The sequence below is a fragment of the Streptomyces glaucescens genome, from assembly GCF_000761215.1.
Lineage (GTDB): Bacteria > Actinomycetota > Actinomycetes > Streptomycetales > Streptomycetaceae > Streptomyces > Streptomyces glaucescens_B.
The window spans coordinates 3,828,386-3,854,028 of record NZ_CP009438.1; the positions used below are offsets into that span (position 1 = coordinate 3,828,386).

General features: G+C 69.8%; 28 protein-coding genes and 1 riboswitch. Of the genes, 13 read left to right on the plus strand and 15 right to left on the minus strand.

What is annotated here, in order from left to right; translation table 11 throughout:
* Positions 1 to 18 precede the first annotated feature (18 nt).
* Positions 19 to 1,824: a phosphomethylpyrimidine synthase ThiC gene (thiC, locus tag SGLAU_RS16580; RefSeq protein ID WP_043502311.1), complete on the minus strand. Its 1,806-nt coding sequence runs from the start codon at positions 1,822 to 1,824 to the stop codon at positions 19 to 21.
* A riboswitch (TPP riboswitch) is annotated at positions 1,817 to 2,006 on the minus strand. It overlaps the preceding gene by 8 nt.
* 71 nt (positions 2,007 to 2,077) lie before the next feature.
* Between thiC and SGLAU_RS16585 the strand changes: the two genes are divergently transcribed.
* Positions 2,078 to 3,634 (plus strand): YibE/F family protein, encoded by a 1,557-nt coding sequence (locus SGLAU_RS16585; RefSeq protein ID WP_043502312.1) that lies wholly within the window; start codon positions 2,078 to 2,080, stop codon positions 3,632 to 3,634.
* 137 nt (positions 3,635 to 3,771) lie between these two features.
* On the opposite strand, the gene SGLAU_RS16590 is transcribed toward SGLAU_RS16585, so the two are convergent.
* The 4 genes from SGLAU_RS16590 to SGLAU_RS16605 form a co-directional block, all read right to left on the minus strand.
* Positions 3,772 to 4,209, minus strand: a complete 438-nt coding sequence (locus SGLAU_RS16590; protein WP_043502313.1) for an SsgA family sporulation/cell division regulator — start codon at positions 4,207 to 4,209, stop codon at positions 3,772 to 3,774.
* Positions 4,210 to 4,308: 99 nt separating this feature from the next.
* Positions 4,309 to 5,271: a helix-turn-helix domain-containing protein gene (locus SGLAU_RS16595; protein ID WP_412556232.1), complete on the minus strand. Its 963-nt coding sequence runs from the start codon at positions 5,269 to 5,271 to the stop codon at positions 4,309 to 4,311.
* Positions 5,272 to 5,474: 203 nt separating this feature from the next.
* Positions 5,475 to 5,687, minus strand: coding sequence for a DUF5326 family protein (locus tag SGLAU_RS16600; RefSeq protein ID WP_043502319.1), 213 nt, complete (start codon positions 5,685 to 5,687; stop codon positions 5,475 to 5,477).
* A 125-nt stretch (positions 5,688 to 5,812) separates the two neighbouring features.
* A complete protein-coding gene (locus SGLAU_RS16605) occupies positions 5,813 to 6,130 on the minus strand; it encodes a cupin domain-containing protein (RefSeq protein WP_043502320.1) in 318 nt (105 codons plus the stop codon).
* Between the two features lie 57 nt (positions 6,131 to 6,187).
* On the opposite strand from SGLAU_RS16605, the gene SGLAU_RS16610 reads away from it, so the two are divergent.
* The 5 genes from SGLAU_RS16610 to SGLAU_RS16630 all read left to right on the plus strand — a co-directional run bounded on the left by SGLAU_RS16610 (position 6,188) and on the right by SGLAU_RS16630 (position 9,993).
* Positions 6,188 to 6,565, plus strand: a complete 378-nt coding sequence (locus tag SGLAU_RS16610) for a phage holin family protein (protein ID WP_043502322.1) — start codon at positions 6,188 to 6,190, stop codon at positions 6,563 to 6,565.
* 5 nt (positions 6,566 to 6,570) lie between these two features.
* Positions 6,571 to 7,062 carry a low molecular weight protein-tyrosine-phosphatase gene (locus tag SGLAU_RS16615; RefSeq protein WP_043502323.1) on the plus strand — a complete coding sequence of 164 codons (492 nt, stop codon included), beginning with the start codon at positions 6,571 to 6,573 and terminating at the stop codon, positions 7,060 to 7,062.
* Entirely contained in the window at positions 7,059 to 8,201 is a 1,143-nt protein-coding gene (locus tag SGLAU_RS16620) for a cystathionine gamma-lyase (protein ID WP_043502330.1), read from the plus strand. The genes SGLAU_RS16615 and SGLAU_RS16620 overlap by 4 nt, the downstream gene beginning before the upstream one ends.
* Before the next feature lie 261 nt (positions 8,202 to 8,462).
* Complete coding sequence (locus SGLAU_RS16625; RefSeq protein WP_043502333.1) at positions 8,463 to 8,945, plus strand: NUDIX domain-containing protein; 483 nt, start codon at positions 8,463 to 8,465, stop codon at positions 8,943 to 8,945.
* A gap of 181 nt (positions 8,946 to 9,126) precedes the next feature.
* Complete coding sequence (locus tag SGLAU_RS16630) at positions 9,127 to 9,993, plus strand: GNAT family N-acetyltransferase (RefSeq protein WP_043502337.1); 867 nt, start codon at positions 9,127 to 9,129, stop codon at positions 9,991 to 9,993.
* Between the two features lie 109 nt (positions 9,994 to 10,102).
* On the opposite strand, the gene SGLAU_RS16635 is transcribed toward SGLAU_RS16630, so the two are convergent.
* Together SGLAU_RS16635 and SGLAU_RS16640 are read right to left on the minus strand one after the other, a co-directional pair.
* The gene (locus SGLAU_RS16635) at positions 10,103 to 10,528 is read right to left on the minus strand and encodes a GlcG/HbpS family heme-binding protein (RefSeq protein ID WP_043502339.1); all 426 of its coding nucleotides are present in this window, start codon (positions 10,526 to 10,528) and stop codon (positions 10,103 to 10,105) included.
* A 125-nt stretch (positions 10,529 to 10,653) separates the two neighbouring features.
* Positions 10,654 to 11,856: an MFS transporter gene (locus SGLAU_RS16640; protein ID WP_043502340.1), complete on the minus strand. Its 1,203-nt coding sequence runs from the start codon at positions 11,854 to 11,856 to the stop codon at positions 10,654 to 10,656.
* Between the two features lie 144 nt (positions 11,857 to 12,000).
* On the opposite strand from SGLAU_RS16640, the gene SGLAU_RS16645 reads away from it, so the two are divergent.
* Both SGLAU_RS16645 and SGLAU_RS16650 read left to right on the plus strand, forming a co-directional pair.
* The gene (locus SGLAU_RS16645; protein WP_043502342.1) at positions 12,001 to 12,459 is read left to right on the plus strand and encodes a MarR family winged helix-turn-helix transcriptional regulator; all 459 of its coding nucleotides are present in this window, start codon (positions 12,001 to 12,003) and stop codon (positions 12,457 to 12,459) included.
* A gap of 9 nt (positions 12,460 to 12,468) precedes the next feature.
* Positions 12,469 to 12,921 carry a GNAT family N-acetyltransferase gene (locus SGLAU_RS16650; RefSeq protein ID WP_043502345.1) on the plus strand — a complete coding sequence of 151 codons (453 nt, stop codon included), beginning with the start codon at positions 12,469 to 12,471 and terminating at the stop codon, positions 12,919 to 12,921.
* A gap of 58 nt (positions 12,922 to 12,979) precedes the next feature.
* Here the strand turns inward: SGLAU_RS16650 and SGLAU_RS16655 are convergent, their stop codons facing one another.
* Together SGLAU_RS16655 and SGLAU_RS16660 are read right to left on the minus strand one after the other, a co-directional pair.
* Positions 12,980 to 14,365 (minus strand): serine hydrolase domain-containing protein, encoded by a 1,386-nt coding sequence (locus tag SGLAU_RS16655; RefSeq protein WP_043502348.1) that lies wholly within the window; start codon positions 14,363 to 14,365, stop codon positions 12,980 to 12,982.
* Positions 14,366 to 14,453: 88 nt separating this feature from the next.
* Complete coding sequence (locus SGLAU_RS16660; RefSeq protein ID WP_043502352.1) at positions 14,454 to 14,969, minus strand: GNAT family N-acetyltransferase; 516 nt, start codon at positions 14,967 to 14,969, stop codon at positions 14,454 to 14,456.
* 297 nt (positions 14,970 to 15,266) lie between these two features.
* Between SGLAU_RS16660 and SGLAU_RS16665 the strand changes: the two genes are divergently transcribed.
* Positions 15,267 to 15,833 (plus strand): dihydrofolate reductase family protein, encoded by a 567-nt coding sequence (locus SGLAU_RS16665; protein ID WP_043502354.1) that lies wholly within the window; start codon positions 15,267 to 15,269, stop codon positions 15,831 to 15,833.
* A gap of 95 nt (positions 15,834 to 15,928) precedes the next feature.
* On the opposite strand, the gene dnaB is transcribed toward SGLAU_RS16665, so the two are convergent.
* Positions 15,929 to 17,404, minus strand: a complete 1,476-nt coding sequence (gene dnaB, locus SGLAU_RS16670) for a replicative DNA helicase (protein ID WP_043502356.1) — start codon at positions 17,402 to 17,404, stop codon at positions 15,929 to 15,931.
* 460 nt (positions 17,405 to 17,864) lie between these two features.
* Between dnaB and SGLAU_RS16675 the strand changes: the two genes are divergently transcribed.
* The gene (locus SGLAU_RS16675) at positions 17,865 to 19,202 is read left to right on the plus strand and encodes an MATE family efflux transporter (protein ID WP_043502359.1); all 1,338 of its coding nucleotides are present in this window, start codon (positions 17,865 to 17,867) and stop codon (positions 19,200 to 19,202) included.
* 93 nt (positions 19,203 to 19,295) lie between these two features.
* Here the strand turns inward: SGLAU_RS16675 and rplI are convergent, their stop codons facing one another.
* The 4 genes from rplI to rpsF form a co-directional block, all read right to left on the minus strand.
* The gene (gene rplI, locus SGLAU_RS16680; RefSeq protein WP_043502361.1) at positions 19,296 to 19,742 is read right to left on the minus strand and encodes a 50S ribosomal protein L9; all 447 of its coding nucleotides are present in this window, start codon (positions 19,740 to 19,742) and stop codon (positions 19,296 to 19,298) included.
* An 18-nt stretch (positions 19,743 to 19,760) separates the two neighbouring features.
* Positions 19,761 to 19,997, minus strand: a complete 237-nt coding sequence (rpsR, locus tag SGLAU_RS16685) for a 30S ribosomal protein S18 (protein WP_003949403.1) — start codon at positions 19,995 to 19,997, stop codon at positions 19,761 to 19,763.
* 45 nt (positions 19,998 to 20,042) lie between these two features.
* The gene (locus tag SGLAU_RS16690) at positions 20,043 to 20,618 is read right to left on the minus strand and encodes a single-stranded DNA-binding protein (protein WP_043502362.1); all 576 of its coding nucleotides are present in this window, start codon (positions 20,616 to 20,618) and stop codon (positions 20,043 to 20,045) included.
* A gap of 80 nt (positions 20,619 to 20,698) precedes the next feature.
* Positions 20,699 to 20,989, minus strand: coding sequence for a 30S ribosomal protein S6 (gene rpsF / locus SGLAU_RS16695; RefSeq protein WP_043502363.1), 291 nt, complete (start codon positions 20,987 to 20,989; stop codon positions 20,699 to 20,701).
* Positions 20,990 to 21,278: 289 nt separating this feature from the next.
* Here rpsF and SGLAU_RS16700 point away from each other — a divergent pair, with 289 nt between their 5' ends.
* The 3 genes from SGLAU_RS16700 (at position 21,279) to SGLAU_RS16710 (ending at position 23,970) form a co-directional block, all read left to right on the plus strand.
* On the plus strand, positions 21,279 to 21,581 hold the full coding sequence (locus tag SGLAU_RS16700) for a hypothetical protein (protein WP_043502365.1): 303 nt from the start codon (positions 21,279 to 21,281) through the stop codon (positions 21,579 to 21,581).
* Between the two features lie 161 nt (positions 21,582 to 21,742).
* Entirely contained in the window at positions 21,743 to 22,864 is a 1,122-nt protein-coding gene (gene femX / locus SGLAU_RS16705) for a peptidoglycan bridge formation glycyltransferase FemX (RefSeq protein ID WP_043502367.1), read from the plus strand.
* Positions 22,865 to 22,938: 74 nt separating this feature from the next.
* Positions 22,939 to 23,970: an alanine racemase gene (locus SGLAU_RS16710; RefSeq protein WP_043502368.1), complete on the plus strand. Its 1,032-nt coding sequence runs from the start codon at positions 22,939 to 22,941 to the stop codon at positions 23,968 to 23,970.
* Positions 23,971 to 24,063: 93 nt separating this feature from the next.
* Here the strand turns inward: SGLAU_RS16710 and SGLAU_RS16715 are convergent, their stop codons facing one another.
* Complete coding sequence (locus tag SGLAU_RS16715) at positions 24,064 to 25,581, minus strand: glycosyltransferase family 87 protein (RefSeq protein WP_043502370.1); 1,518 nt, start codon at positions 25,579 to 25,581, stop codon at positions 24,064 to 24,066.
* Between the last annotated feature and the right edge of the window lie 62 nt (positions 25,582 to 25,643).

Genomic DNA, 25,643 nt, shown 5'->3' on the forward strand with positions numbered 1-25,643 from the left:
GAGGTGGGACCGCCCGGGTCAGTCCGCGATCGGAAGGTACACCCGGTTCCCGGCCGCGGCGAACTCCTTCGACTTCTCGGCCATGCCCTGTTCGATCTCCGCCTTCGTGCCGCCGTGCTCGCGGCGGATGTCCTGGGAGATCTTCATCGAGCAGAACTTCGGCCCGCACATCGAGCAGAAGTGCGCCGTCTTGGCGGGTTCGGCCGGCAGGGTCTCGTCGTGGAACTCGCGGGCCGTGTCCGGGTCGAGGGCCAGGTTGAACTGGTCCTCCCACCGGAACTCGAAGCGGGCGTCGGACAGCGCGTCGTCCCACTCCTGCGCCCCGGGGTGTCCCTTGGCGAGGTCGGCCGCGTGGGCGGCGATCTTGTAGGTGATGACGCCGGTCTTGACGTCGTCACGGTTGGGCAGACCCAGGTGCTCCTTGGGCGTGACGTAGCAGAGCATCGCCGTGCCCCACCACGCGATCATCGCGGCACCGATGCCGGAGGTGATGTGGTCGTACGCGGGCGCGACGTCCGTCGTCAGCGGGCCGAGCGTATAGAACGGAGCCTCATCGCAGATCTCCTGCTGAAGGTCGATGTTTTCCTTGATCTTGTGCATCGGGACGTGACCGGGGCCCTCGATCATCGTCTGCACATGGAAACGCTTGGCGATCCGGTTGAGTTCCCCGAGCGTCCTCAGCTCGGCGAACTGCGCCTCGTCGTTGGCGTCGGCGATCGAGCCGGGCCGCAGACCGTCACCGAGCGAGTAGGTGACGTCGTAGGCGGCGAGGATCTCGCACAGCTCCTCGAAGTTCTCGTAGAGGAACGACTCCTTGTGGTGCGCCAGGCACCACGCCGCCATGATGGAGCCGCCGCGCGAGACGATGCCGGTCTTGCGGTTCGCGGTGAGCGGGACGTAGGCCAGGCGCACGCCCGCGTGGACCGTCATGTAGTCCACCCCCTGCTCGGCCTGCTCGATGACCGTGTCCTTGTAGATCTCCCAGGTCAGTTCCTCGGCCTTGCCGTCGACCTTCTCCAGCGCCTGGTAGAGCGGCACGGTGCCGATCGGCACGGGGGAGTTGCGCAGCACCCACTCACGGGTGGTGTGGATGTTGCGGCCGGTGGACAGGTCCATGACCGTGTCGGCGCCCCAGCGGGTCGCCCAGGTCATCTTCTCGACCTCCTCCTCGATCGAGGAGGTCACCGCGGAGTTGCCGATGTTGGCGTTGACCTTCACCAGGAACCGCTTGCCGATGATCATCGGCTCGATCTCCGGGTGGTTGACGTTGGCCGGCAGCACCGCCCGGCCCGCCGCGATCTCCTCGCGGACGACCTCGGGCGACACGTTCTCCCGGAGCGCCACGAACTCCATCTCCGGGGTGATCTCCCCCCGGCGGGCGTACGCGAGCTGCGTGACCGCCGCGCCGTCCCGGCCCCGGCGCGGCTGACGCGGCCGTCCGGGGAAGACCGCGTCCAGGTTGCGCAGACCGCCTCGCGGCGAGGTGTGCTTGATCCCGTCGTCCTCGGGACGGACGGGCCGTCCCGCGTACTCCTCGGTGTCGCCGCGGGCGATGATCCAGTTCTCCCGCAACGGCGGGAGTCCCCTGCGGACGTCGGTTTCGACGTGCGGATCGGTGTACGGGCCCGATGTGTCGTACAGCGTGACCGACTGCCCGTTGGTGAGGTGCACCTGACGGACCGGCACCCGCAGGTCGGGGCGAGTGCCCTCGACGTACGCCTTGTGCCAGCCGATGGACTTCCCGGCCTCCCCGTCGGTCGACGTCTCCGCCCCGACGGAGTCGTTCTGCGTGGAGGCAGGCGTGCGCGCGTCCTTGATGGTCATGAGACCTACTCCCTACGCCGGCATTACCCGGTAACAGGTTCGGCGGTCGACGCAGCGGTATCCGTCTGCCGACGTCTCGTGTGAAACATCACTCGTCATGGGTGATGTTTCATGTGAAACATCGCTGGGACGGAGGTCAGCGCCCTCTCAGCCCGGTGCTCCGAGCTCCCGCGTGTACAAAGGTGACTCCACGCTAGCGCCAATTCGGGCGCGGTGAACAGAGGGCCCCCGCCGTTCTTGCGATGATCGGTCGGTGACCACTTCGCAGCATCCTCCGTTCCCACCGCCCGAGCCACCCCACGGGGCCGGTCCCGGAAGCGGCTTCGGAGGCGCGCCCAGGACCGCCAACGGCCCTGGTGGCGGGCCGGGTTCGCATGATGGGCACGGGCCCGGTGATGGCGGGCAGGGGCCCGGTGGTGGCGGGCACGGACCCGGTGGTGGGCACGGACCCGGTAGTGGCGGGCAGGGGCCCGGTGGTGGCGGGCACGGACCCGGTGGTGGCGGACACGGGCACTCGCACGGCCATGCGCACGGGCCCGCGGCGCCCGTCTCGCAGCATCTGCGCAAGCTGATCGCCGCGGTGCTCATCCCGTTCGCCACCGCCGTGGTGGTGGGGCTGGTCGTGCTGTGGCCCGGCGGTGCCCCGGCCCACGAGCGGACCGGGGTCGGCTTCGACCGGCAGACCCAGCAGGCCACCGTCATCAGGGTCGAGAAGGTCGACTGCGGCGCGGTCAACGCCTCGGCGCCGCCCCCGACCGGCGACACCTCCACCGCCGAGGGCTCCTCCGCCCAGCAGCAGGCCGACGGCACCTGCAAGAAGGCGACGATCCGGGTCGACACCGGCGACGACAAGGGCCGTACCTTCAGCGAGATCGTCCAGCCGGACCAGTCACGGCAACTGGAGCAGGGCCAGGAGGTGATCGTCGCCTACGAGCCCTCCGCCCCGAGGGACCTCCAGTACTCGGTCACCGACGTGAACCGCAGGCTGCCCATGGCGCTGCTCGCCGGCCTCTTCGCCCTCGCCGTCGTGGTCGTCGGGCGCCTGCGGGGCGTCATGGCGCTGATCGCGCTGGCCATCAGCTTCCTGGTGCTGAACTTCTTCATCCTGCCGGCCATCCTGCAGGGCTCCAATCCGCTGCTGGTGGCGGTGATCGGAGCGAGCGCCATCATGCTGATCGCGCTGTACCTCTGTCATGGCCTGTCGGCCCGCACGTCCGTGGCGGTCCTCGGCACACTGATCTCGCTGCTGCTGATCGGACTCCTCGGCTCGCTGTTCATCGGCTGGGCCGCGCTCACCGGGAACACCGACGACAACACCGGCCTGATCCACGGGCTGTACCCGTCGATCGACATGAGCGGTCTGCTGCTCGCCGGCGTCATCATCGGTTCGCTGGGCGTCCTCGACGATGTGACGGTCACGCAGACCTCCGCGGTGTGGGAGCTGCACGAGGCCAACCCGGCGATGGGGCGGCGTGGCCTGTACCGCGCGGCCATCCGCATCGGCCGCGACCACATCGCCTCCGTCGTCAACACCCTCGTGCTCGCGTACGCGGGAGCCGCCCTGCCGTTGCTGCTGCTGTTCTCGATCGCGCAGAGCAGTGTCGGGGCGGTCGCCAACAGCGAGCTGGTCGCGGAGGAGATCGCGCGCACGCTGGTGGGTTCGATCGGCCTGGTGGCCTCGGTGCCGGTCACCACGGCACTCGCGGCCCTGGTGGTCTCGGCGGACCGGCCGGGGCCGGAGCGGGCGGCGAACGGCTCCGCGGTCCCGCCCGCACGCGCCGGCGGCCGGGGCCGACGACGCAAGCGGTGAAGCCAGCCGACGGCGCCCGCCCCGACGGCCGCCCGCCCTCGCGGCGGGCCGGCCAGCCGAGGAACACTCGTACTCCGATACGCCGGTACGTCAAAACGTAAAGAAGAAGCGTTACGCCTCTTGTAGTACGCGACGGCTCAACCCGCGCTCTGCTCCTCCGCCAGGATGCGGTCGAGCGCTTCGTCGAGGTGGGCGTCGAAATCGGCGAGCGAGCCCTCCTGCCCCAGCGGCACCAGCTTGTCGGTGCGGTCCAGGAAGGCGACCAGCGGTGCCGAGGAGGACCGGAACAACGCCTGGTCGGCACCGACCTGAAGGCGGATCAGCACCTCGCCCAGCGCGTCGGGCTCCACGGGGGAGACCCGCACATCACCCTCCCCACAGGGCCGGCCCACGCCGTCGATCAGCAGCTCACGCCCGAACGCCCAGGTGACCGGCGCGTCACCGGGCAAATGGAAAGTCAGTCGCACGGCATAGGGATCACACGTCTCGTAGCGCAGCTCCACCGGGATGCGGAAAGAGAGCTCCTCGGAGACGAGAAAGCTCATCATGACCTCTGCCTGTACGGACTCACGCATCGCCTACCCCGTCTGTTGCCGTCGATTGGCCGGGAATCAACCTTTGAACACTTCTGGCATCTTGCTGAACGTACACACCAGATCACAAGGAGTGAGTTTTCAAATGCTGATAGAGAGGGCGAGCGACCCCGGCAGACGCCCGATCTCGCTCTGCAGCCGGCGGGCCGCGGGCAGCAGCCGGTCCTCCTGGTGACAGGGCAGTGAGATGGCGATCGTCGCCGCCGTCGCCCCCACGGTGATCGGGATCGCCGCGCAGACCGTGCCGAGGGCGTACGCCTGTCGCTCGATCACGGGTTCCATCCGGCCCAGCCGCTCCAGACGCTGGAGCAGGGTGCGGCTGTCCCGGACCGTGTACGGGGTGAGGGACTGCACGGGATGGCGTTCCAAGTGGTCGCGGCGGGCGGCGTCGTCGAGCTGGGACAGCAGGCACTGTCCGATGGCGTGTGCGTGACCGGTCTCGCGGAAGTCGGCCCACTCCTCCACCGCCGGGTTGCCGGGGGTGTCGGAAACGCACATGACCTCGATCTCCCCCTCCCGGTAGATCGCGTAGTACACCGGCGCGCCGATCGAATCCCGCCAGTGGGCGAGCGCGTCCGCGACCGTGCTGCGACGTTTCTCCTGTGCCCCACTGCTGCTCAGCCGCTCGGCCGCCGCGCCGAGGAAGAACAGTCCCTTGTCCCGGCGCAGATAGCCCTCGTGCACCAGAGTGCGCAGCAGGTGGTACGTCGTGGGGAGCGCCAGGCGCGTCTCACGGGCCAGCTGCTTGGCCGGAGCGCCGCACTCGTGCCCGGCGACGCACTCCAGCAGGCGCATCGCGCGCTGCACCGAACCGATGAGGGTCGCGCTCTGCTGGCGGGCGGCGGGAGGCTCCGGCCGCGCCTGGGGCCGCGCCGACGGCGGGGGGCCGACGCTGCGCCGCGGCGCCCGGAGGGTCCGTGAGGACGACCCCGGCGGGGCGGGCTGCTCCGGTGGCCGTACCCGGAGGGGACGGGGGGAGGGGGCGGCAACGGTGGGGAGGGTCGGTGTGTGGGCACCCGCGGGGGCGGTGTCAGTCGTGGCCATGGGGTCACTCCCGAAGCGAGGGGGGCGCCCGTGCGGGGGGACACGGGCGGGGTGTACGGGGGTGTGCGCCACTCGCGGGGTCGTCCCCACGAGGGGTTCCGGACTCTAACTGTCCGCCGCGGCCCGAGGACGCCCCGTCCCGGAAACTTCCCTCGCCCGAGGGAACCGGCTCTTCCCGTTACCGGTTCCCGTCACCCGCACCGCTACCAGTCGCCCCGCGAGGCCGACCCGGCGGTGAACTTCCGGACGATGTAGATGAGCCCGCCCACCAGTGCGACGAAGATCAGCAGCTTGAACAGCAGCCCGACCACGAAGCCGACCACGCTGGCTATCAGCCCGCCGAACACCACCAGGGCGATGACCGGCACCGCGACCCACTTCACCCACCACGGCAGCCCCGCGAAGATCTCTCGCATCGCCCTCGCCTTTCTCTCGTCCTGACGTCCTGCCCTCGATGCTAGGCGGGGTGGCGGCCCGGACGGGGGCCTCGCACCCCTTGTCCTCCCCTGACCGGTCCCCTAGGGAATTGGGGCCGCGGGGGTCAGCTCTCGGGCGGAGAGAACACCACCAGGACCCGCAGATCCTCGCTGATGTGGTGGAACCGGTGCGGGACGCCGGCCGGGACGTACACCACGCTGCCGCGCGCCACCTGCGTGGTCTCCGTGCCGACGGTGATCGAGGCGCGCCCGCTGACGACGAAGTAGACCTCGTCCTGGTTGTGCGGCTTCTGCGGGTCGGGCTCCCCCGCGTCCAGCGCGTAGAGCCCGACCGACATGTTCCGTTCGCGCAGGAACTGCAGGTAGGCCCCCTCGTTGGCGGCGCGTTCCGCCTCCAGTTCGTCCAGCCTGAATGCCTTCATCGTTGCGTCGCCCTCGCGCCCTGCTCGTAGCCGATGCGGTCTGCCACGATCAGACACATGACGAATTTCCTAGTCAAGACGATCGCCAACGCGGGTGCCCTCGCGGTCGCGGTATGGCTGCTCGACAAGATCACCCTCACCGGTGACAGCACGGGCGGGAAGACCGTCACGCTGCTGCTGGTGGCGCTGCTCTTCGGCCTGGTCAACTCCCTGGTGAAGCCCGTCGTGAAGCTGCTCAGCCTGCCGCTGCTCATCCTCACGCTCGGCCTGTTCACCCTCGTGGTGAACGCCCTGATGCTGCTGCTGACCTCCTGGCTGGCCGACATACTGGATCTCGGCTTCCACGTCGAGGGCTTCTGGACCGCCGTGGCCGGTGGTCTGATCATCTCGATCGTGTCCTGGGCGCTCGACGTCGTCCTGCCGGACCAGGACTGAGCACCATGACGTACCGCGTCTGCTTCGTCTGCACCGGCAACATCTGCCGCTCACCGATGGCCGAGTCCGTCTTCCGCGCGCGCGTGGAGGAGGCCGGGCTGGACGGTCTGGTTGAGGTCGACAGCGCCGGCACCGGCGGCTGGCACGAGGGCGAGCCCGCCGACCCGCGCACCGTCGCCGTCCTGCAGGAGCACGGGTACGCCGGTGAGCACACCGCCCGCCAGTTCGACCCGTCCTGGTTCGAACGGCTCGACCTCGTCATAGCGCTCGACACCGGACACGCCAAGGCGCTGCGCCGCCTCGCGCCCACCGAGCGGGACGCCCTGAAGGTGCGGCTGCTGCGTTCCTACGACCCCGCGGCGGGTGACGACCTGGAGGTGCCGGACCCTTACTACGGGGCCAGGGACGGCTTCGAGGAGTGCCTTGAGATGGTGGAGGCGGCGAGCGCCGGACTGCTCGCCGCGGTACGTGAGCACGTGGAAGGGCAGACGGCATGAACGTTTCGGAGCATTTCACGGGTGGTGACGGCACCCGCGCGGTGCGGGCCGGGCTGCCCGAGCCGGTCAAGTACGAGCCGACCCTGCCGGGGCCGGTGTTCGCCGCGCACTTCCACCTCCCGGGCGAGCCCACCGGGCCGTACACCTACGGCCGGGACGAGAACCCGACCTGGACCCACCTCGAGACGGCGATCGGCGAACTGGAAGCACCCGGGGAGGACGGCGTGGAGACGCTGGTCTTCGCCTCCGGCATGGCCGCCATCTCGTCGGTCCTCTTCTCCCAGCTGCGCGCCGGTGACACGGTCGTGCTGCCCAGTGACGGCTACCAGGTGCTGCCGCTGGTCCGCGCGCAGCTGGAGGCGTACGGCATCGAGGTACGCACCGCGCCGACCGGTGGCGACGCCCAGCTCGACGTCCTGGACGGCGCGAAGCTGCTGTGGATCGAGAGCCCGTCCAATCCCGGCCTGGACGTCTGCGACATCCGCCGGCTCGTCGAGGCGGCCCACGCGCGCGGAGCCCTGGTCGCCGTCGACAACACGCTCGCCACCCCGCTCGGACAGCGCCCGCTGGAGCTGGGCGCGGACTTCTCGGTGGCCAGCGGCACCAAGCAGCTCACCGGGCACGGCGACGTCCTGCTGGGCTACGTCACCGGTCGCGCGGGCGAGACCATGACCGCCGTACGCCGCTGGCGCAAGATCGTGGGCGCGATTCCGGGGCCGATGGAGGCCTGGCTGGCGCACCGCTCGATCGCCACGCTCCAGTTGCGCGTGGAGCGCCAGAACGCCACGGCGCTGGTGGTCGCCGAGGCGCTGCGGCAGCGGCCCGAGGTGACCGGGCTGCGCTATCCGGGGCTGCCCGGTGACCCCTCGCACAAGGTCGCCGCGCAGCAGATGCGGCGGTTCGGATGCGTGGTGTCCTTCACGCTCCCGTCGCGCGCACGTGCGGACCGCTTCCTGGAGGCGCTGCGACTCGTGGACGACGCGACGAGCTTCGGCGGGGTGCGGTCCACCGCCGAGCGACGCGGCCGCTGGGGCGGGGACGCGGTGCCGGAGGGCTTCATCCGGCTGTCGGTCGGCGCCGAGGATCCCGAGGACCTGGTGGCGGATCTGCTGCGCGCGCTCGAGGAGTCGGCGGACTGATCCGCCGCTGGGGCGGCCACATCGCATCCAGGCTGCGTCATCCGGACGGTCCGAGCCTCCCCTTCGTGGCTCGGACCCCCAGGTGCCGCGCACACGAACCGCACTGGCAAGGCGAGTTGAGTGCTGTCAGTGTTCCATCACAGTCGGCTGCCCGCTGACGCCGAATGCTTTGCGCGGCGCGCAACCGGCTGTCACTCCATGAGCCCCATCGGTCACGTTTCGCGATGTTTCACGTGGAACCAGCCGGGCCACATTTCACCCATGACCGTCCGACCCGTGGTCAAGCGCACCGCCCGTGCCGTCCTCCTGGACGGTGACGACCTGATTCTCATCAAGCGCACCAAGCCCGGTGTGGATCCCTACTGGGTGACTCCCGGCGGCGGGGTCGAGCCAGGAGACCCGACCGTCGTCCACGCGCTGCACCGAGAGGTCTACGAGGAACTGGGCGCCAAGATCACCGACGTCGTGCCGTGCTTCGTGGACACCGTCGAGCACATCGGTGAGGACGGCGGCGCCACCGGCGTGAAGGTGCAGCACTTCTTCGTCTGCCGGCTGGAGTCCATGGACCCGGCTCTGCGGCACGGTCCCGAGGTCGAGCATCCCGCGGGCGAGTACGAGATCGTGCGCGTGCCGTTCACCCGCGTCGGAATCGCCTCCGTCCACCTGGTCCCGCTGTCACTGCGGCACTACCTGGACGGGAACATCGAGGGCGTACGGGCCATGCACGCACCGGATCTGGGCTGAGGCGCCGGTACCCCTCCACTCCCTGGCGCGCCGGGCGGACGCCCGCCGTTCGTCGACGTTTCACGTGAAACATCTCGTCCCGGACGGCCTGCTGCGCCATGGTCACGGCATGGCCAAAAGGACGTACGTCTCACTCGAAACAGGTGGACGCCGAGGGCACCCGTCGGACAGCCTGACCTGCGTGCCCACTCCTTCCCTCGCCGCTCTGCCCATCCGCCGTCTGACGCTTCGCGATCTCGCCGCCTGCGCGGACCTGTCCGAGAACCGGGGGTGGCCACGCGAGGAGCACAAGTGGGGCTTCCTCCTCACCGCCGGGAAGGGATACGGCATCGACGACCCCGACGGTGGCCTGGTCGGTGCCTGCGCCGTCACGGAGTACGGCCCTCATGAGCGCCCCGAGCTGGCCGCCATCGGCATGGTGCTGGTAGCCGATCGACACGCCCGCCAAGGCATCGGGCGCCGACTGATGCGCCACGTCATCTCCCTCATGGGCACCACCCCGCTGACGCTGCACGCGACGCCTTACGGTCGCCCGCTCTACGAAGAGCTCGGCTTCAAGGTCACCGGCCGCGCCGAGATGCTGCGCGGCCGCTTCACGCCGGGCGGACCGGAACCCGAGGTCGCCACCCGGCCGGCCACGGCGGAAGACCTCCAGGCAATCCTGAGGCTCGACGAGGAGGTGTTCGGGGCCGACCGGACGCACATCATCACCCGGCTGCCCGCCTTCGCCGACCAGCTGAGGGTCGCCGAGGCGCGCGGCCGGATCATCGGCTACACGGCCGCCTGGCCCAACATGGACACCCATGTGGTGGGCCCGCTGATCGCGCGTGACACGGAGACCGCGCAGGCGTTGATCGCCTCCCTCGCCGCCCACACCGACCGTCCGCTGCGGACCGACATCGATGTGCGGCACGAGGACCTGCTGGCGTGGGCGAAGGAGCGTGGACTGGCCTCCGTCGCGTTCAACGCGGTGATGACCCACGGCATCGGGGAGCTTCCCGGTGACTGGAGCCGGCGCTTCGCCCCCTTGACCGTGGCGGCCGGCTGAGCGACCCGCACGCCGCCGAGTCGGCCGCGCCACCGGGTGAACCGCTCGCATGACGAAGACGCCGGTCCCTGTGCGGGAACCAGCGTCTTCGTCATGGGGGACCGGTCGGTCAGACGAGGGCTTCCACGGCGGCGGTCGCGAAGGCGTGGTCCTGCTCCGGCGCGCCGCCGCCGACACCGATGGCACCGATCAGCCGGCCGTCGCGGTGCACCGGCACACCGCCCGCGATGAAGAGCAGCGGCTGGCTGAGCGCCGTCGGGAGGCTGTGGAACGGCCCGTCGGGCTTGACGGCGTCGACCAGGTCAGCGGTCGGAGCATTGAGCTGCAGGGCGGTGTACGCCTTGCGGGTGCTGGTCTCGCCGGAGATCAGGACGGCCCGGTCGTCCCGGCGGAAGGCCAGCAGGTGTCCGCCGGCGTCCAGGACGGTGACGCTGACCGTGACACCGGCGTCCTCGGCGGCGCGGGCGGCCGCGGTGACCAGGGTCTCGGCGTCCTGCGTGGTCAGCGGGGTGACGGCGGCGGTGGTGGTGCTCATGGGGGTTTCTCCTTGGGCGAGTGTTGTCGCTGGGTGAGGGGCTGTCGTGGTGAGCGCGGGGACGGCCCTGGCCCCGCGGCCCGTCCGGTCAGCCCGAGGGGTGATCGGCCGGCTGTCCGGTCGGGTCAGTGGTGGACGACGGTCCGCTGCTCGGTGACGGGGGCGGACGCCGGTACGGCGGTGGTCTCGCGGCGCTCCAGGGCGGCCGAGAGGACTGCCAGGAGGAGGGCGGCGGCGGCCAGCAGGGCGCCCACCCAGTTCGGGGCCGTGTAGCCGAGCCCGGCCGCGATCACGAGGCCGCCGAGCCAGGCGGAGAGCGCGTTGCCGAGGTTGAAGGCGCCGATGTTCACGGCGGAGGCCAGTGTCGGGGCGCCGTGCGCCTGGTCGAGGACCCGCTTCTGCAGCGGCGGCACGGTGGCGAAGCCCAGGGCGCCGATCAGCGCGATCGTGACGGCCGCGAGGATCTTGTTGTGCGCGGTGAGCGTGAAGAGGGCGAGCACCAGGGCGAGGGCGCCCAGCGAGACGTAGAGCATGGGCATCAGCGCGCGGTCGGCGAACCTGCCGCCGACGAGGTTGCCGCCGACCATGCCGAGACCGAAGAGGACCAGCAGCCAGGTGACGGAGCCCTCGGCGAAACCGGCGGCGTGGGTCATCATCGGCGCGATGTAGGTGATGGCCGCGAAGACACCACCGAAGCCGAGCACGGTCATCGCCATGGCGAGCAGGACCTGGACGTTCTTGAAGGCGGCCAGTTCGTGGCGCAGGTGCACGCCTTCCGCCTTGGGCATGTCGGGCACCAGCTTGGCGATGCCGGCGAGGCCGACGACCCCGAGCGCGGCGACGATGGCGAAGGTGACGCGCCAGCCGATGGACTGGCCGACGAGGGTGCCCAGCGGGACGCCGACGACATTGGCGACGGTCAGTCCGGTGAACATCATGGCGATGGCTCCGGCCTTCTTGTCCGGGGCGACCAGGTCGGCCGCGACGACCGAGCCGATGCCGAAGAAGGCGCCGTGGGCGAGTGAGGCGACCACCCGGCCGATCAGCATGACCCCGAAGACGGGGGCGACGGCGGACAGCAGGTTGCCGACGATGAACAGCCCCATCAGCAGCATCAGCATCCGCTTGCGGGAGATCTTGGTGCCGAGCACGGTCATCAGCGGGGCGCCGAACATGACGCCGAGGGCGTAGCCGGTCACCAGGTAGCCGGCGGTGGGGATGGAGACCCCGTAGTCGGCAGCGACCTCGGGCAGCAAGCCCATGATCACGAACTCGGTCGTTCCGATCCCGAAGGCCCCGATCGCGAGGGCCAGTAGCGCGAGAGGCATGAGGGGGGTACACCTTCCCAGACGATTGCAGGAGCGCTTTGCGTGCGTCCACAATAGTTGCAGACGCGGAATAGTTGCAAGCGCGGGATATTGCATACCTGCTCTATCCTGGAATCCACCCGCCCGGGACGGAGGAGAACACCCATGACAGCGACGGACCCCGCGCTCACCGCTCTCGCCCAGGGCTGGTGCGCCCTCTCCCTGCTGCACGGCCGCATCGAGGCGCACATCGAGCGCGCGCTCCAGGCCCGGCACGGGTTGAGCGTGCGCGAGTACTCCCTGCTCGACGTGCTCAGCCGACAGCACGACGGTGAAGGCGGGCACCTGCAGATGAAGCAGGTCGCCGACGCGGTCGTGCTCAGCCAGAGCGCCACCACGCGCCTGGTGACCCGGCTGGAGGACCGCGGCCTGCTGGAGCGGTACCTGTGCCCCACGGACCGTCGCGGCATCTACACCAACGTCACCGAGGCGGGCCTGAAGCTGCTGGCGGAGGCACGCCCGACCAATGACGTCGCCCTGCGCGAGGCACTGGACGAGGCCGCCAAGGTCCCGGAGCTGGCTCCTCTGGTGCGGGTCGTGGAGTCGGGACGCGTGCCCGTTTAGGGTGCGGACATGGGAGATCTGGAAATACGCCCCGCGGTCGCCGAGGACGTCCCCGCGATCGTGGCCATGCTCGCGGACGACCCGCTGGGCGCCCAGCGGGAGTCGCCCGACGATCTGAGTCCGTATCTGGCCGCGCTCCAGCGACTCGCCGAAGACCCCCACCAGCATCTGGTCGTGGCGGTCCGCGACGGCCGTGTGGTGGGAACGCTCCAGCTCACGATCATCCCGGGCCTCTCCCGGCGCGCGACCGTCCGGTCGATCATCGAGGGCGTCCGCGTCCATGCCGAGGAGCGGGGCAGCGGCCTGGGCACCCAGCTCATCGAGTGGGCGATCGAGACGTCACGGAGCGAGGGCTGCCGACTGGTGCAGCTGACGTCCGACACGTCCCGGGTGGACGCCCACCGCTTCTACGAGCGACTGGGTTTCACCGCGTCCCACGTCGGCTTCAAACTCCAGCTCTGATCGGCGAAGGGGTCTGTTTCACGTGAAACAGACCCCTCATCGGCCGTTGGCCGACTCGTCAGCTGATTCCCCGCCATCCCTCCGGGTCCACGCCTCCCGGCACATCGGCCGCCTCGTCGTACGGTCGCCGGGTGAAGACGAACGAGCCCAGGTCCAGATGGCTGACGGACCCGTCCGGCCGCCGTACGGCCCGGAGCACTTCCCCGGCGTAGTAGCCCTCGAGACCGGTCCAGGTGCCGTCGCCGTTCGCCCGGAAGCGAGAGCGGCGGCCGGTGACGGTGAGCGGACCGAGGGAGACGCCGCCGTCAGCCGTGAGCCGTAGTGCGAACACCTGGGTCCCCCAGTACCACTGCCCCGCCAGCTCCAGTACCGCCGGTTCGACTTCGGGCAGCGGACGCCAGGGCTCCGGGATACGGGGCTCCGCCTCGGCGACGATCCGCACGAGGTCGGCGCCCAGCGCGCCCGGCTGCGGACCGGAGGTGCAGTTGGTCAGCACGACCGCCGCGACGTCGTCGTCCACACTGATGGTGAGGTTCGCCAGAAAGCCCGGCAGTGAGCCCGAGTGGCCCACCAGCAGCCGGCCGTCCCCGTGGAAGACCTGCAGTCCGAGACCGTAGGTGACGCCTGCGGCAACATCGGCAAGTTCCGCCGGGGCGGCGGGCGCGCGCATCTCCCGCACGCTCTCCGCGCTCAGCACCCGCTCGTCGCCGTACGTCAGGAAGACGGCGAACTTGGCCAGGTCGCCGGTCGTCGACCACAGTTGCCCGGCCGGAGCCATCCGGCCCAGGTCCTCCACCGGTTCCGGCAGCAGCACATCGGCCCAGGGATGGACCGCCCAGCCACCGGCATGCGGGGCCGACGGTCGGCCACTCGTCCGGTTCAGGCCCAGTGGTTCGAGTACCTCCCGTCGGAGGACGTCCTCCCAGGGGGCGCCGCGCAGCTTCTCCACCAGAGCGCCGAGCAGGGTGTAGCCGGGATTCGAGTAGTGGTGGCGGCGGCCCACCGGATGCCGGAAGGGCTGTTCTCCGAGGACGTCGGCGAGCTCCGGACGCAGGGAGCCAGGGGTGCGTTCCCACCAGGGACCGGGGGATTCGGCGGCCAGGCCGCTGGTGTGTGCCAGCAGTTCGGCGATGGTCGCCTCCCCCGCTCCCGTGCCCGGCAGATGCTTCTCCAGCGGGTCACCGAGGTCCAGGACACCCTCGTCCCGCAGTCTGAGGACGAGCACCGCGGTGAACGTCTTGGTGATCGAGCCGATCCGGTACTGCACGTTCTCGTCCGGAGCATGCCCCTCCACCGAGGTCCTCGCCCCGTGCCACACGGTCCGTCCGCCCCTGACCACGGCCGCCACCAGCGACGGAGTGCGTCCTTCGGACTGGGCCACGGCGATCCGGTGGAGCAGCGCCCGCCGGGTGCCGGGAAGCAGCTCTTGGTGAGATGTCGTCATGCGCCCAGTCCATCCCGCCAGGAGCCAGGACGTCGAGTTCATTTACCCGGCGCCGCACGCCAGTCGGCCGGCGTGCGGCGCCCCGAGGTCAGCCTCGGTGGTGCCCGGAACTCATGGCCCTGAACCTGGCCACGTTCCCCTCGGTCGACCACCGCTGGAAGCCGGCCTTCTCCAGTACGCGTACCGAGGGCGGATTGGAGAGCTCCACGCCGGCGGTCACGGTGTGGACCTCCGGTGCGGCGAGGGCGAACTCCGCCAGGGCCTTGGTGGCCTCCGGCGCGTAACCCCGGCCGCGGCGGGACGGCACGATGCCGTACCCGATCTCGACGACACCCTCACTGGGCGGCCAGAACAGACCGATCGAGCCCACCACCAGACCACCCGTCCGCTCGATGATCAGACGGTGGCCGTAGGCGTCGAGCCAGGCGGGGTGCCGGCCGAGGAGGCCGGCGATCACACGGTCCCCTTCGGCGGGGAAGTCGTCCGCCCAGCGCGCGGACCTGGACTCGCCGAGGACCGCGGCGGCTTCACCCGGGGTCCAGGACCGCAGAAGGAGGCGTTCGGTGATCAGATCGGCAGGGATGGACGAGGAAGAGAGAGACACGGTGACTCCTGGTCGTGAGGACGACCGGGCCGCGCGCCGCTAACGCGCGGGCCGGACAAGGGCAGGCTGAAGACGGCCGACGGCGGCCATATTCATCAACCTCCCGGTCCGAAGGAGACGCGTCTCTCGCGCCGAGGGGACGGTAACAATCACTCCCCGCCCGGGCCAAGCGGTTTCGCGCCCCGCGCCTGGCCGGCTCCCGGGCGGTGACCCGGCGGGCCCGGATGGCGCACCGATGAGTTTCCCGCGCCACGCCGGTCCGTTAACACCGGACACCCACGGACGGAAGGCGCGGCCATGCGGAAACTCATCTACGGCATGAACCTGACCCTGGACGGCTACGTCGCCGCGGCCGGTGACGACATCGAATGGAGCGGACCGCCGAGCCCCGAGCTGTTCCAGTGGTGGCTCGACCACGAACAGGCGAGCGGCCTGTCGCTGTACGGGCGCAAGCTGTGGGAGACCATGAGCTCCTACTGGCCGACCGGCGACCAGCAGCCCGGCGCCACACCGGCGGAGATCGAGTTCGCGCGGAACTGGCGGGACACGCCGAAGGTGGTGTTCTCCTCGACGATCGACAAGGTCGGCTGGAACGCCCGCCTGGTCACCGGCGACGCGATCGCCGAGATCACCCGGCTCAAGGACGGGGACGGCGCCCCGATGACCATCGGCGGCGCAACGCTCGCCGCGGCCGCCATGCGCGCCGGACTGATCGACGAGTACGTGATCGCCGCCCATCCGGTCCTGGTGGGCGGCGGGACGCCGTTCTTCACCGCACTGGACGGCTGGGTGAACCTGAGCCTGTTGGAGACCCGGACGTTTCCCGGCGGCGTGGTCGTGACCAGGTACGAGACGAAGCGCTGAGCAGCGTCCCGCTGCCGCGCGGCATGGACGGGAGTCTGCTGGCACGGTCGCGGCGATCTCCCCCACCGCGACACGGGACGCTGCAGGCGGTGCCCTCAGGTCTGTGCCATGTCGACGAACCGCGAGTAGTGGCCCTGGAAGGCGACCGTGATGGTCGCCGTCGGGCCGTTTCGGTGCTTGGCCACGATCAGGTCGGCCTCGCCCGCGCGGGGCGACTCCTTCTCGTAGGCGTCCTCGCGGTGCAGCAGGATGACCATGTCGGCGTCCTGCTCGATGGAACCCGACTCTCGCAGGTCCGAGACCATCGGCTTCTTGTCGGTGCGCTGCTCGGGACCACGGTTCAGCTGGGACAGCGCGATGACCGGGATCTCCAGCTCCTTGGCCAGGAGCTTGAGGTTACGGGACATGTCCGAGACCTCCTGCTGCCGGCTCTCGGCCCGTTTGGAGCCGCCGGACTGCATCAGCTGGAGGTAGTCGATGACGACCAGCCGGAGGTCGTTGCGCTGCTTCAGACGACGGCACTTGGCGCGGATCTCCATCATCGACAGGTTCGGGGAGTCGTCGATGTAGAGCGGGGCCGCCGAGACGTCCGGCATCCGGCGGGCCAGCCGGGTCCAGTCCTCGTCGGTCATCGTGCCGGACCGCATGTGGTGCAGGGCGACCCGGGCCTCGGCGGACAGCAGGCGCATCGCGATCTCGTTGCGGCCCATTTCGAGGGAGAAGATGACGCTCGGCAGGTTGTGCTTGATCGACGCGGCCCGGGCGAAGTCCAGCGCCAGCGTCGACTTGCCCATGGCGGGACGCGCGGCGATGACGATCATCTGGCCGGGGTGCAGGCCGTTGGTGAGCGAGTCGAAGTCGGTGAAGCCCGTGGGGACGCCGGTCATCTCCCCGCTGCGGGAGCCGATCGCCTCGATCTCGTCGAGGGCGCCCTCCATGATGTCGCCCAGCGGCAGGTAGTCCTCGCTGGTCCGCTGCTCGGTGACCGCGTAGATCTCGGCCTGGGCGCGGTTGACGATCTCGTCGACGTCGTCGTCGGCCGCGTATCCCATCTGGGTGATGCGGGTTCCGGCCTCGACCAGCCGGCGCAGGACCGCACGCTCGTGGACGATCTCCGCGTAGTACTCGGCGTTCGCCGCCGTCGGCACCGTCTGCACAAGGGTGTGCAGATACGCCGCGCCACCGACCTTGTTGATCTCGCCGCGCTTGGTCAGCTCGGCGGCGATGGTGATGGGGTCGGCCGGCTCACCCTTGGCGTAGACGTCCAGGATCGCCTGGTAGATCGTCTCGTGGGCGGGCTTGTAGAAGTCGTGGCCCTTGAGGATCTCCACGACGTCGGCGATCGCGTCCTTGGAGAGCAGCATGCCGCCGAGGACGGACTGCTCGGCATCGAGGTCCTGCGGCGGGACCCGCTCGAAGGCGGAGCCTGAACCGTCCCACGCGCCGCTCTCACTGCCCCGGTCGTGCTGCTCGTCGCGGCCTCGGCCGCCGTCGGGACGCCGACGGGAGGGCAGGCGATCACTGGGACCGCTGTCGGCCCACGGATCGTCCAAGGGCTCGGAAATGCTCACCGAGCCACCTCCTCCCGTCCGCGGAACGGACCTCGCCGTGCCCTCTTGTTCTACGGCACGGCACTGACAAAACGAGAAGCCCAACTCCGCTTCATGGACGCCGGTTTTATGGCGGTTTCCCGGTCGGCGGACGGAGCGGGCGCCGGACCAAGGTAGGCCCCCAGGCACCGTCAGCCAATCTGGTTATCCACAGGCCATGTGGACGACGGGCCCGATGCTGTGGAGAACTGCCCGAAACCTGTGCACGACCCGGTGGACAGCCCTGTGAACAAGAACTCGCGCCACCTTGGGAAAGGCTCCTGACCTGCGGCTTTCGCTTCCACCGGCTGTGCAGAAGAAAAACTTCACCGTGAGGACCAAGATCACTCAGGGTTGTACACAGCCACGCACGACAGCAGGCCTAGAGTAAGGGTCACAAAGCCTTTGCATCTCTTACCTGTGGACGATTAGATTGGTGCTCATGACACAGGCTTCCGCGACCCCCGCAGCAGTCCGGCGACAGCACGACCGAGAGATCGTCGCTCTGGCCGTCCCGGCCTTCGGCGCACTGGTCGCCGAGCCCTTGTTCGTCCTGGCCGACAGCGCCATCGTCGGTCACCTCGGCACCGCCCAGCTCGCCGGTCTCGGTGTCGCCTCCGCCCTGCTCACCACGGCGGTGAGCGTCTTCGTCTTCCTCGCCTACGCCACCACCGCCGCCGTCGCCCGCCGCGTAGGGGCCGGTGAACTCCAGGCCGCCATCCGCCAGGGCATGGACGGCATCTGGCTCGCGCTGCTGCTGGGCGCCGGAGTCATCGCCGCGGTCCTTCCCACCGCCCCCGCACTGGTGGACCTGTTCGGCGCCTCAGAGACGGCGGCCCCCTACGCGACCACCTACCTGCGCATCTCGGCACTCGGCATACCCGCCATGCTCGTCGTCCTCGCCGCGACCGGCGTCCTGCGCGGACTCCAGGACACCAAGACGCCGCTCTACGTCGCCATCGCGGGCTTCGTCGCCAACGCCGCCCTGAACGCGGGCCTGGTCTACGGGGCCGGCCTCGGCATCGCCGGCTCCGCCTGGGGCACCGTGATCGCCCAGCTGGGCATGGCGGCCGCCTACCTGGTGGTCGTCGTCCGCGGTGCCCGCCGCCACGGGGCTTCACTGCGCCCCGACGCCGCCGGGATCAGGGCCTCCGCCCAGGCGGGCGTGCCGCTGCTGGTGCGCACGCTCTCCCTGCGGGCGATTTTGATGATCGCCACCGCGGTGGCGGCCCGGCTGGGTGACGCCGACATCGCCGCCCATCAGATCATCCTGTCGCTGTGGAGCCTGCTCGCCTTCGCGCTCGACGCCATCGCCATCGCCGGACAGGCCATCATCGGGCGCTACCTCGGCGCCGGCGACGCCCAGCGTGCCCGGGACGTCTGCCGCCGCATGGTGCAGTGGGGCGTAGCCGTCGGCGTTCTGCTGGGGCTGCTGGTGATCGTGTCCCGACCGCTCTTCCTGCCCCTGTTCACCGGTGACCCCGCCGTGAAGGACGCCGCACTGCCCGCCCTGCTCGTCGTCGCCCTCTCCCAGCCGATCAGCGGCGTGGTCTTCGTCCTCGACGGTGTCCTGATGGGAGCCGGGGACGGTCCGTATCTGGCCTGGGCCATGGTGGTCACCTTGGCGGTCTTCACTCCGGTGGCGCTGCTCGTCCCCACGGTCGGCGGCGGGCTCACCCTCCTGTGGATCGCGATGACGCTGATGATGACCGTGCGGATGGCCACGCTGTGGCTGCGCACCCGCTCGGGTCGCTGGCTCGTCACCGGCGCGACCCGCTGATCGCGTGCGCTGAACGTTTCACGTGAAACGGCCGAGGGGCCGCACCCGGTACGGGTGCGGCCCCTCTTCAGCCGTTCAAGCCGAGTGCGGCGATCAGGCCGCGACGACCTCGATGTTGACCTTGGCGGCAACCTCGGGGTGCAGACGCACGGACGTCTCGTGGGCGCCCAGGGTCTTGATGGGCGCGCCGAGCTCGATGCGGCGCTTGTCGACCTCGGGACCACCGGCGGCCTTGATCGCCGAGGCGACGTCGGCCGGGGTGACGGAACCGAAGAGACGGCCGGCGTCGCCGGAGCGGACGGCCAGGCGGACCTTGACGCCCTCGAGCTGGGCCTTCACCTGGTTGGCCTGCTCGATGGTCTGGATCTCGTGGATCTTGCGAGCGCGACGGATCTGCTCGACGTCCTTCTCGCCACCCTTGGTCCAGCGGATCGCGAACTTCCGCGGGATCAGGTAGTTGCGAGCGTAACCGTCCTTGACGTCGACGACGTCGCCCGCGGCACCGAGGCCGGAGACCTCGTGGGTGAGGATGATCTTCATGAGTCGGTCACCCTTCCCTTATCGCGCGGTGGACGTGTAGGGCAGCAGCGCCATCTCACGGCTGTTCTTGACGGCCGTGGCGACGTCACGCTGGTGCTGCGTGCAGTTGCCGGTCACGCGGCGGGCACGGATCTTGCCGCGGTCGGAAATGAACTTCCGCAGCATGTTCGTGTCCTTGTAGTCCACGTACGTGACCTTGTCCTTGCAGAAAGCGCAGACCTTCTTCTTCGGCTTGCGCACAGGCGGCTTCGCCATGGTGTATCTCCTGTGTGATCAAGAAGTTGGGGTGCGAGCCCGCCCCTAGAAGGGAGGCTCGTCCGAGTAGCCGCCACCGCCGCCGGAGCCGCCGCCCCAGCCGCCGCCCTGGTTGCCACCGGCGGGAGCGCCGGTCGCCCAGGGGTCGTCGGCCGGAGCGCCGCCGCCCTGCTGGCCGCCACCGGGGCCGCCGCCCCAGCCGCCGCCCTGCTGGCCGCCGCCACCGCCGCCGCCGTAACCGCCCTGGCCACCCCGGCCGCTGGTCTTGGTGACCTTGGCCGTGGCGTTGCGCAGGCTGGGGCCGACTTCCTCGACGTCCAGCTCGAAGACCGTGCGCTTGACACCCTCACGGTCCTCGTACGACCGCTGCTTCAACCGGCCCTGCACGATGACGCGCATGCCTCGCTGAAGGGACTCGGCGACGTTCTCCGCCGCCTGGCGCCAGACCGAGCAGGTCAGGAAGAGGCTCTCGCCGTCCTTCCACTCGTTGGTCTGACGGTCGAAGGTGCGGGGGGTGGACGCGACACGGAACTTCGCGACCGCCGCACCGGAAGGGGTGAAGCGCAGCTCGGGGTCGTCGACAAGATTGCCGATGACCGTGATGACGGTCTCGCCTGCCATGGGGGAACCTCTCGGCGGGTTTGCTGCTGCTGGCTGCTGGTGGTGCTACTCGAATCCCGAGATCAGCTGAGCGACAGCGCTCAGTGCATCTCGGGGCGGAGGACCTTGGTCCGGAGGACCGACTCGTTCAGGTTCATCTGGCGGTCGAGCTCCTTGACGACCGCAGGCTCGGCCTGCAGGTCGATGACCGAGTAGATGCCCTCGGGCTTCTTCTTGATCTCGTACGCGAGACGACGACGGCCCCAGGTGTCGACCTTCTCGACCTTTCCGCCGCCGTCACGGACGACAGAGAGGAAGTTCTCGATCAGCGGGGAGACAGCGCGCTCCTCGAGATCGGGGTCGAGGATGACCATCACCTCGTAGTGACGCATGTGGAACCCACCTCCTTTGGACTCAGCGGCCACGGTCGTTCCGTGGCAGGAGGGTTGTGATGCGTACGCAACGGTATCGGCCGCCACTGACAATCGAGGGTCCGTGGACGGCTTCCCCAGGTGGGCCGGGTGTTGACTCCTGGCGTTCCTGGGCAGACACCGGTGCAGACCGTACAGACTACCCGCACACCCGCTTCCGGTTGAAATCCGGCCGTGAGGGCACGCAGTCTGTACACATCGGGTGTGTACGGCGCTACAGTGCGCCGCCTTCCGGGCAAGGAGGTGCCACATGGCACAGGCATTGCGACCCAATACCGCCGGTTCTCTCTTCGCCACCGATGGCAGGTCCCACCCCGTCCAGGGCGCCTTGCTGGCGGCGACCCTGCTGCTCGGCGTGGTCTCGTTCATCACGGCGCAGTTCCACAGCCTGCATCTGCTGAGCTCCTGGACCGGACTGGTGGGGATCTTCACCGGCGCGTACGGCCAGTGGATCTCGGAGACGACCCGCGAACGCTTCGGGCTGATCCTGGGCCTCGGTGCCTCCGGACTCGGCTTCTTCCTCGGCATGGCACACGGCGGCCTCTTCGGCTGAGGCCCCGGCCGTACGCGGCACCTCGTCACCGCCCCGGCCGCCGAGGCCGGGGCGAAGGTGCCGTGCGCCCAGTCGGGCCGCTTCCCGGGCGCAGTAGGCTTCGGCGCTAGAGCCGGAGCCCCTGTACCCATGGGGACACACCAGCCCGAGGAGCGCCCCGAATGAGCCTGACCCTGAGGACCATCAGTCGCGAGCAGCATCTGGCGTACATCCAGAGCCTGCCGGCGGCGAGCCACATGCAGGTCCCGGCCTGGGCTGACGTCAAGGCGGAATGGCGCTCGGAGAACCTCGGCTGGTTCGACGAGCGGACGGGCGAGCTGGTCGGCGTGGGTCTGGTCCTCTACCGCCAGCTCCCGAAGATCAAGCGCTACCTCGCCTATCTGCCCGAGGGGCCGGTGATCAACTGGTTCACGCCGAATCTGGAGGACTGGATCCGGCCGATGCTGGCGCACCTCAAGCAGCAGGGCGCCTTCTCCGTGAAGATGGGCCCGCCGGTGATCATCCGCCGCTGGGACGCCGCCTCCATCAAGCAGGGCATCCAGAACCCGGACGTGAAGCGCCTGCGGGACATCGAGGCGGACTTCATCGAGCCGCGCGCCTTCGAGGTGGCCGACAAGCTGCGCCGGATGGGCTGGCAGCAGGGCGAGGACGGCGGCGCCGGCTTCGGTGACGTGCAGCCCCGCTACGTCTTCCAGGTGCCGCTCGCCAACCGGTCCCTGGAAGAGGTGCACAAGAACTTCAACCAGCTGTGGCGCCGCAACATCAAGAAGGCCGAGAAGGCCGGCGTCGAGGTCGTCCAGGGTGGCTACCACGACCTGGAGGAGTGGCAGCGGCTGTACGAGATCACGGCGGTCCGCGACCACTTCCGGCCCCGCCCGCTGTCGTACTTCCAGCGCATGTGGACGGCCCTCAACAGCGAGGACCCCAACCGCATGCGGCTGTACTTCGCCCGGCACAACGGCGTGAACCTGTCCGCCGCGACGATGCTGATCGTGGGCGGCCACGTCTGGTACTCCTACGGCGCCTCCGACAACATCGGCCGTGAGGTCCGGCCCTCCAACGCGATGCAGTGGCGGATGCTGCGCGACGCCTACGCGCTCGGCGCCACCGTCTACGACCTGCGGGGCATCTCCGACTCGCTGGACGAGTCCGACCACCTCTTCGGTCTGATCCAGTTCAAGGTGGGCACCGGCGGCCAGGCCGCCGAATACCTCGGCGAGTGGGACTTCCCGCTGAACAAGCTGCTGCACAAGGCGCTCGACATCTACATGTCGCGCCGCTGAGCGCGCCGCGTCCGCTTCGATAGCCTCCACACCTCTGACACACCGCAGCCACGAGAAAGGTTCCAGGTCCGGCCATGGCGCTCACGCTCTACGTCGACACCGCGCGCTGGCGGGCGCACCACAAGCACGTGCAGGAGCAGTTCCCGGGACTGGTCCCCGTCTGCAAGGGCAACGGCTACGGCTTCGGGCACGAGCGGCTCGCGGAGGAGGCGACGCGCCTGGGCGCCGACATGCTGGCCGTCGGCACCACGTACGAGGCTGCGCGGATCAAGGACTGGTTCGGCGGTGACCTGCTGGTGCTGACGCCGTACCGGCGCGGCGAGGAGCCCGTGCCGCTGCCCGACCGGGTGGTGAGGTCGGTGTCGTCCGTCGACGGCGTGTACGGCCTCGTGGGCGCCCGGGTGGTCATCGAGGTGATGTCCTCGATGAAGCGGCACGGCATCAGCGAGCAGGACCTGCCGCAGCTGCACACCGCGATCGAGAACGTGCGCCTGGAGGGCTTCGCCATCCACCTGCCGCTGGACCGCACCGACGGCTCGGACGCCGTCGAGGAGGTCATCGGCTGGATGGACCGGCTGCGCGCGGCCCGGCTCCCGCTGCACACCATGTTCGTCAGCCACCTCAAGGCCGAGGATCTGGCCCGGCTCCAGCAGCAGTTCCCGCAGACGCGTTTCCGCGCCCGCATCGGCACGCGGCTGTGGCTGGGCGACCACGAGGCCACCGAGTACCGCGGTGCCGTCCTGGACGTGACCCGCGTCTCCAAGGGCGACCGATTCGGCTACCGGCAGCAGAAGGCGGCCTCCGACGGCTTCCTGGTGGTCGTGGCGGGCGGTACGTCGCACGGGGTGGGTCTGGAGGCCCCGAAGGCGCTGCACGGCGTCATGCCGCGCGCCAAGGGCGTCGCCCGGGCCGGGCTCGCCACGGTCAACCGGAACCTTTCCCCGTTCGTCTGGGGCGGCAAGCAGCGCTGGTTCGCCGAGCCGCCGCACATGCAGGTGTCCATCCTGTTCGTGCCCGCCGACGCGCCGGAGCCGAAGGTCGGCGACGAACTGGTGGCCCACCTGCGGCACACCACCACCCAGTTCGACCGGCTCGTGGACCGCTGACGCACGGGGCACGCCCCGCGGAGCACACGGAAGGCCGTACGCGAAACCCGCGTACGGCCTTCTGCGCGACGCCTCCCCGCGGCGGACGTTCGCTCAGAGCGAACCGGGCGGGTTGTCCGCCGCTTTCGACGTGCCCCATTCGACCTGGGGAGCGTGCGGGCCCGCGAGGTGGGCGGCGTGGCGCGGTGGCCGGGCCGCCGCGCCCAGCACGAAGACGTCGTCGGCTCCGTCGAGCACCCCTCCGGAAGGGTCGTCCTCGCCGTCCCGGCGCACCACGTCCCGCTCGGGCATGAGGATGTCGCGTACGACGACGGCACAGAGGTACAGCGTGCCCAGCAGGTGCACGCCGATCGCCCAGTGGTAGCCGTCGGTCGGCAGTCCCTTGTGCGCGTCCCCGCTGGTCGTGTACGCGAGGTACATCCAGATGCCCAGGAAGTACATGACCTCGCAGGCCTGCCAGACGAGGAAGTCCCGCCACCGGGGCCGGGCCAGCGCGGCGAGCGGCACCAGCCACAGCACGTACTGCGGCGAGTACACCTTGTTGGTGACGATGAACGCGGTGACGATCAGGAACGCCAGCTGGGCGAAGCGCGGACGGCGCGGGGCGGTGAGGGTGAGCGCCGCGATCCCCACGCAGCACAGCAGCATCAGCAGCGTGGCGAACGTGTTGACGGTCTCGGTGCCGAGCGGGTCACTGGAGTTCTGCGCCATGATCAGCCAGAAGGACCCGAAGTCGACTCCGCGTTCCTGGCTGAACCGGTAGAACTTCGACCAGCCTTCGAAGGCGAACAGCATCACCGGCCCGTTCACCACCACCCAGGCGACGACGGCGCCCGCCAGTGCCTTGCCGAAGTCCCGCCACTTGCCCGCCCGCCAGCACAGCACGAACAACGGGCCGAGCAGGAAGACGGGATAGAGCTTGGCGGCCGTGGCCAGGCCCAGGAGGACACCGAAGGCGAGCGAGCGGCCCCGCGCCCACATCAGCATGGCGGCGGCCGTCAGGGCGACGGCCAGCAGGTCCCAGTTGATGGTCGCGGTCAGGGCGAAGGCGGGAGCCAGGGCGACGAGCAGACCGTCCCAGGGGCGCCGGGCATGGGTGCGGGTCACGCAGACGGCGATGACGGCCGCGCAGACCATCAGCATTCCGGCGTTGACCATCCAGTACCACTGCTCCTGGTGCTGGATGCTGCCGCTGCCCGGAGTCAGCCAGGCGGCGACCTCCATGAAGACACCGGTCAGCACCGGATACTCCAGGAACTCCATGTCCCCGGGGAGCCGGTCGAAGTACGGCACGAGCCCGTCGGCGAAGCCGCGCCCCTGGTAGAGGTGCGGGATGTCCGAGTAGCAGGCGTGCGTGTACTGCGAGCTGGCGCCGAAGAACCAGGCGCCGTTGTAGCAGGGCGCCTTCTGGACCAGTCCGAGGGCGAACACCCCGATCGCCACGAGTGCGATCACCCGTACGGGAGTCCACCAGGACGTACCGAGCAGGGCGTGCCGCCCGATGGGGCCGCCGATCACCTCGCTGCCGGCCGCGGCGACCTCGTCGGCCTTGGTCGGCCGTACCGGGTCCGGCTCGTGCGCGCTCGTCCGCGTCGTTTCTGCACTGGGCATGGGGCACATCCTGCCGTACGCGGCCGAGAGTCCACGGTGTCGTCGAGCCGGCAGAAGGCCGT